Origin of the sequence: uncultured Photobacterium sp. (assembly GCF_947039875.1) — a bacterium.
GTDB lineage: Bacteria > Pseudomonadota > Gammaproteobacteria > Enterobacterales > Vibrionaceae > Photobacterium.
This window is the reverse complement of the sequence record NZ_CAMRAN010000034.1, coordinates 35,040-42,116: the sequence shown is the minus strand read 5'-3', so window position 1 is coordinate 42,116 and position 7,077 is coordinate 35,040. Positions and strand designations below refer to the sequence as shown.

At 40.4% G+C, this 7,077-nt stretch carries 4 protein-coding genes and 1 CRISPR repeat array; all 4 genes read left to right on the top strand.

The window, feature by feature from the left end:
- Positions 1 to 27 precede the first annotated feature (27 nt).
- A CRISPR array of direct repeats spans positions 28 to 295; the repeat unit is 28 nt; unit sequence TTTCTAAGCTGCCTGTGCGGCAGTGAAC.
- 202 nt (positions 296 to 497) lie between these two features.
- The 4 genes from cas1f (at position 498) to csy2 (ending at position 7,068) form a co-directional block, all read left to right on the top strand.
- A complete protein-coding gene (cas1f, locus tag Q0V26_RS12545) occupies positions 498 to 1,475 on the top strand; it encodes a type I-F CRISPR-associated endonuclease Cas1f (protein ID WP_101769135.1) in 978 nt (325 codons plus the stop codon).
- Positions 1,476 to 4,739 carry a type I-F CRISPR-associated helicase Cas3f gene (gene cas3f / locus Q0V26_RS12540; RefSeq protein WP_297481974.1) on the top strand — a complete coding sequence of 1,088 codons (3,264 nt, stop codon included), beginning with the start codon at positions 1,476 to 1,478 and terminating at the stop codon, positions 4,737 to 4,739.
- Positions 4,740 to 4,855: 116 nt separating this feature from the next.
- A complete protein-coding gene (gene csy1 / locus Q0V26_RS12535; protein WP_297481973.1) occupies positions 4,856 to 6,127 on the top strand; it encodes a type I-F CRISPR-associated protein Csy1 in 1,272 nt (423 codons plus the stop codon).
- Positions 6,124 to 7,068 carry a type I-F CRISPR-associated protein Csy2 gene (gene csy2 / locus Q0V26_RS12530; protein ID WP_297481972.1) on the top strand — a complete coding sequence of 315 codons (945 nt, stop codon included), beginning with the start codon at positions 6,124 to 6,126 and terminating at the stop codon, positions 7,066 to 7,068. The genes csy1 and csy2 overlap by 4 nt, the downstream gene beginning before the upstream one ends.
- Positions 7,069 to 7,077 lie beyond the last annotated feature (9 nt).

Below are 7,077 nucleotides of genomic sequence, written 5' to 3'. Positions count from 1 at the left end.
AAATACTTTATTGGTGATCCATCAACGTTTCTAAGCTGCCTGTGCGGCAGTGAACAATATTTAGGCGTTAAGTTAGCAACCGTTGAATTTCTAAGCTGCCTGTGCGGCAGTGAACGCTTAAAATACTTTATTGGTGATCCATCAACGTTTCTAAGCTGCCTGTGCGGCAGTGAACGTAGATTGATTGTTTCTGGTTCGCGCTCAACTTTTCTAAGCTGCCTGTGCGGCAGTGAACCCGCATCATACAACAACACGTCATGGGTTAATTTTCTAAGCTGCCTGTGCGGCAGTGAACTGAAGCGTAATTAGTATAAGTGATTGCTTATAAAAGCTAAACCACAAATCCTCGCTAAAAACCCTTTTTTAAACTGATATTTTAAGTTGTTGTTTTATATGGTTTGAATAAGTGCCAAATAAAAAAGGGTATTTGTGATTACACTCTAAACGAATTATACGCATTATGTATATAATTCGTTTTTTTATTGTTGGTGATTGCTATGTGCGCTAAGTCTTTCACACCGAGTGAGCTAAAAACGATTATTCATTCTAAACGTGCCAATCTTTATTATTTGCAGCATTGTCGCGTGTTAGTGAATGGTGGGCGGGTTGAATATGTCACCGACGAAGGTAAGCAATCTTTATATTGGAATATCCCCATAGCAAACACGACCGCCATAATGCTCGGAACAGGCACATCGATTACTCAAGCCGCAATGCGCGAATTAGCAAAAGCAGGGGTGCTGGTGGGTTTTTGCGGTGGTGGCGGGACACCCTTATTTTCAGCTAATGAAGTAGAGCCTGATGTTAGTTGGTTAACACCACAATCAGAATATCGACCAACAGAATATCTTCAATGGTGGGTCAGTTTTTGGTTTGATGACGCTAAACGCTTAGAAGCCGCGATACTTTTTCAACGGGTACGATTACAGCAAATAAAGAAAGTGTGGTTATCAGCAACCATGCAGCGTGATAATCATTTCATTATTGAAGAAGACAAACTGAACCATATTTTATCGGCGTTTGAAAATAAACTCAGTCATTGCCAGAACAGCACTGATTTATTGTTATTAGAAGCTGTCATGACCAAAGCTTTATATAAACTTGCGGTTAATACTGTGAAATATGGTGAATTTACCCGTTCGTCGCGGGGTAATAGTACCGATATTGCTAATCGCTTTTTAGATCATGGTAATTATTTAGCCTATGGCTTAGGGGCAACCGCGTGTTGGGTTATCGGATTACCTCATGGATTAGCTGTTCTACACGGTAAAACCCGTCGTGGCGGATTAGTGTTTGATGTTGCCGATTTAATTAAAGATGCGATAGTGCTACCGAATGCGTTTATTGCCGCAATGGCCGGGGATGATGAGCAAGAATTTCGGCAACGATGCCTAAATGGATTTAGAAAAGCCAATGCATTAGATGTGATGATCGATGCCATTAAAGACACAGCACAAGCGGTTGCAAAATTATAAATGAATATTCTTCTTATCTCTCAATGTAATAAAAAAGCCCTTGATGAAACCCGTAAAGTGCTGGATCAATTTGCAGAACGTAAAGGTGATCGCACATGGCAAACGCCGATTACCTTAGAAGGGTTAAAAACATTACGTCAGTTGTTAAAGCAAACCGCTAGGCGGAATACTGCGGTGGCTTGCCATTGGATTCGAGGCGCAAATAATACCGAACTAATGTGGATTGTCGGTAATAAACGTCGTTTTAATGAACAGGGTACAGTACCCACAAATACCACTGAGCGTAATATTCTGCGTTCGGAAGATGAAAATGGCTGGCAAAGTAACTATGCCGTTGCATTAATGGCATCGCTTGCGGGTTTATTTCATGATGTAGGTAAAGCTAACAGCTTATTTCAACATAAACTAACGGGCAAAGGGCGTATTGCTGAGCCATTACGGCATGAATGGCTATCGTTGTTGGTTTTTCAAGCATTTGCAAAGAATAAAACCGATGATCAATGGTTAACAGAATTAGCCGATTTATCACCGGAAAAAATTAGCAAGATTGTTAATGATGTGCAATATACCCCAGCGTTGTCACCGTTTATTGGCTTAACCGAATTAGCAAAAACGATTGGATGGTTAATTGTTTCTCATCATCGTTTACCGACTTATCAATTGTCAGGATATGATCCGGCTATTGCTGAATCATCTTATTGGTTAGAACAAAAACTGTGCCCAGAGTGGAATGCAAAAAATCATAAAAACCCTGAGTTAATCGCAAAAATAGCGGATAACTTTATTTTCCCTCATGGCATCCCACTGCAAAGTCAAACATGGCAAAACAAAGCCCAACAATTGGCGAAACGGGCATTAGCACATCCTAATTTACGTAATTTTGGGCGGTGTGAGAACGCATTTCCACTGCACATGGCACGATTATGTTTAATGCTTGCTGATCACTGTTATTCCTCAAGTCAGCCTGTTATTGCTTGGCAAGATCCTCTCTACAAAGCTTATGCAAATACCGATCGTAAAACGGGGAAATTAAAACAAAAATTAGATGAGCATAATATCGGAGTAGCGCAGTTAGCCTATCGATTAAGCTTAGGCTTACCAAAATTACGCTTGAGTTTACCTGCGATTACTCGGCATTCGTTATTTAAAAAACGTACTACAATCAATAAATTCCGCTGGCAAGATAAAGCCTATGATCTGGCGTGTTCTGTGCGTGATATTTCTGAGATTCACGGATTCTTTGGGGTCAATATGGCGTCAACGGGGTGTGGTAAAACCTTTGCCAATGCGCGAATTATGTATGGCTTAGCCAATCAACAACAAGGCTGTCGATTTAGCATTGCTTTGGGACTACGTACATTAACCCTACAAACAGGGGATGCACTAAAAGAACGTTTAAAACTGGATAGCGATGATTTAGCGGTATTAGTTGGATCGCAAGCGGTTAAAGATCTTCATGAAAGTAAGCTCACAACCCAGCAAGAAGCAAAAGAGCAACAAACAGGCAGTGAGTCGGAAACACTATTTTCAGAGCATATGTATGTCAGTTATGACGGTAGTCTTGATGATGGTCATCTTAGTCAGTGGCTCAAGCAAAAACCAACTATTCATAAATTGGTCAGTGCGCCGATTACGGTGAGTACCATTGATTATTTAATGCCAGCCACAGAAGGTACGCGTGGCGGACAGCAAATTGCACCTATGTTGCGATTATTTACAGGGGATCTGATTCTTGATGAGCCTGATGATTTTGGCTTAGAAGATTTACCCGCATTATGCCGTTTAGTGCATTGGGCTGGTATGTTAGGTTCACGGGTATTATTGTCATCAGCGACGTTAGCACCGTCATTAATTACTGCGTTATTTAAAGCCTATTCTCATGGTCGTCAGCAATATAACCATAGCCACGGCATTACCGAAACAACAGTACAATGTGGCTGGTTTGATGAATTTAATATGCAATCAGCTTGTATTGATGATGCTGATTTCAAACAACAACACACGCAGTTTATTACCCAACGCGCAAAAACGTTAAGCCGTAAATCATTACCCTTACGTCAAGCTGAGTTAATGCCTTTAGATGCGGAAAAATTAACGCAAACCGATGCGGTTAATTATCTATCAAGCCATATTCAGCAGGCGATTTACACCTTAGATGAACGCCATCGTCAAGTTGCACCAAACGGTAAAACTATCTCGATTGGCTTAGTGAGAATGGCAAATATTGAACCCTTAATTGCGGTGGGTGAGTCGTTATTATCAATGCCGACACCAGATAATACCTGTATTCATTATTGTTTTTATCATAGCCAACATCCAATGGCAGTCAGAGCGCATATAGAGCAACAGTTAGACGCGGTGTTAATGCGCGATCCTAATGATCCACAAGCGATATTAGAGTTACCTCAAATCAAAACGGCATTAGAACAACAGCCTCAACAACATCATATCTTTGTGGTGGTCGCCACTGCAGTGGCAGAAGTTGGGCGCGATCATGATTATGATTGGGCTGTGGTTGAACCCAGTTCAATGCGGTCGATTATTCAGCTGGCAGGGCGTATTCAGCGTCATCGTCAATGTGTGCCTAATTCGCCAAATATTATGATATTAAGCAAAAATATTAAAGCGTTATTAGGTGCAGATGTTGCTTATTATAAGCCAGGATTTGAACAGCCAAAAAATGACATAAATAAAGGCCATTTGCAGTTAAATCAGCATGATCTGACTCAGCTATTAATGGCTGATGATTATCAAGTTATCTCTGCTTATCCACGATTTATGGAACCGACAACATTAAAGCCACCATTTAGTTTAATTGAGTTAGAACACTACGCACTGATTTATACCTTATTTAAAGACAGCGCTAAAAAGGTCGAATATTGGTGGTTACAACCTTATTTACACTTATTCGGCGAATATCAGAGCCAAACACGGTTTAGACAATTTCGACCGCAAACAGAATACCATTTCTTTATCGATAATGAAGATCAAGCACTGAGCATTAAAGTGCGTGATGAATATAGCGGTGATTTTGTAAATAAAACCGAGCTGTTTCACCTTACGGCGATAGACAATATCGCGAATGGAAATCAAGCGTGGTTTGATTGTCAATACAGCGCAGTGTATGACAAGTTAAGTGACATCTTTGATAAAGACAGTGAGCAGATCAGTGAATTGTTTGGTGGTATTAATCTTAATGATTCGAATAAAACACCCCGATTTTATTACCATCCGTGGCTAGGTATTTTTGAGGGGAAGTTCTAGAAACTGTAAATATTATTTTAATAAATGCGTGATAAAACATATTGTAATAATATTTGACTTGATGCCTATGAGGTTAGGTTTATATTTGGCGTAAGAAATTCGGCTCTGGAGTGGTTATGCAAACCGAAATCAGCACATTAATTCAAGCGTATATTGAACAACGACGTCAAACGAAACTTGATGAAATTGAAAAGAAAAAGAACGTCAAAAATGGGGTGTCGGAAAGTGAATTAGCGATCTTGAACGAACAGATTCAAACAGCCTATCTAGATTTTAATGTACAAACATGGCTGACAAGTGCCGCAGTGAGAGCGAAACAAATTAGCTTGGCAACCCATGCGGTGAAGTTTACTCATGGTAGTGCGAAAGGCAGTAATATTTTAGTATTAGCTTCTAGCGCTGATGTGGCATACCTTGATTCTTCAGCAATAGTGGCACCTGCTGTGGATGCTGTGGGTAATGCTGCTGCATTAGATGTGGCAAAGTTACTTCAACTTGATGATGGTGATGCCACACTTGCTGTTTATTTGTCGCAAGGGGACGATCATGTTTTACGACCTCTAGCAAGCTGTGATGAACAATGCCAATTGTGGGCTGATGGGTTACGTCAAGCATTAGAAGTGAAAACACCCAGTAGTCATACCTTAGCCAAACAAATTTATTTCCCTATTGGTGATAATCAATATCATCTTATTAGCCCGTTATATTCATCAGCCTTAGCTCATGAGTTATTTCATCAGGTACAACATTCCCGTTTTAGTGACGAGATGAAAGCCGCTAGAGATGCGCGTAAGAAAAATCAACCGAGTGATATGGATGTGGTGCGTTACCCTGATTTAGCAGTCACTATTAGCGGTGGCTCAAAACCACAGAATATCTCGCAATTAAATTCAAAACGTTACGGTAAAACCTATTTATTCCCTTGCACTGCACCTGATTGGCAAAGCCAATACCAGCCTCCGATGTTTGGGGTTAATTGGTTTGATAGCCGCGAAGTTGGACGTAATACTTATTATCTAATTAAGTTATTGGCTGAGTTTTTAGTCAAAGTGAAACCATTAGATAGCAATATCCGCATTCGTCAACGCCGTGATCAATTAGCAGATCAAATCCTTGATAGTATTTTAACCTTGGCGGTTAGCCATCAAACCAATATGAGTGGCTGGAGCGAAACCAGTGAATTGTCTCAAGCGCAACAATGCTGGTTAGATCCACAAGCGGGTCATCTTTATAACGGTGATTGGCAAACTGAGGTTAGTCGTGATTTTGGTTTATGGCTCAATAATCGTTTAGAAAAGGCCAGTCAGCAGCAATTAATGTTAGGCAGTGAAGCATTGCAGCATTGGCAAGCATTATGTCATGACGCTATTCGTGAGGCAGGACGATGAGTTTATTTATTATTAAAAATATGCACATTGAAGGTGCAAATCCGATTGCAGGTTTCACTTATGGTTTTCCTGCTATTACTCAATTTTTAGGGTTTGTGCATGCTTTATCCCGCAAAATTGAGCCACAACATGGGATCAGCTTTGATGGTTGTGCAGTGATGTGCCACCAACATCAAGTGCATGCTTATCGAGGCAGTGATTGGGATGATTATGGTTTTGCATTAACCCGTAATCCGTTAGCGAAGGACGGTAAAACAGCGCCTATTGTTGAAGAAGGGAAAATGAACCTTTGTGTGTCGTTATTAATTGAATGCAAAGGTTTCAGTGGTGGTAACAGCGACCAAGAACAACTTATCAGTGACGCCATAAAAACGCTGGCATTAAGTCAACGTTGTGCTGGTGGACGTATTACCCATATTGAAGCGTGTCAATTTAAACCAATGCCGAATGAGGCCAGTGGTTGTCGTAAACTTTTACGACCATTGTTACCAGGGTTTATTTTATGTGATCGTAGCGATTATCTACAGCAACATAATGAAAGTAATGATCAAAATATAATCATGAATTGGCTCGATTTTAGTGCCTTGCGTTATCGTTATGAAACGCTTACTGAAAGTAATAACCCAGATGTAGAACAAGGGCAGTGGAAGCGTGTCAATAAGCCTCAAAGTGGTTATTTAGTACCACTGATGATCGGTTATAAACAAATCAGCGAGGTATTTGCTGCCGGAGAGGTGGCGAATGTTCGTGATAACACAACCCCATTTGCATTTACTGAAGCGGTTTACAGTGTCGGTGAGTGGATAGGCAGTCCGAGTCGGGTTGAATCTATTAATCAAATCTTATGGCGTTATCAATATAGTTCACCGTATTACTTATGCCGCGCCCAACAATCTATTCATTCTATTGAAAGTAATGAAGATGTCGACTTTTCTTATTAAATAGCCAAG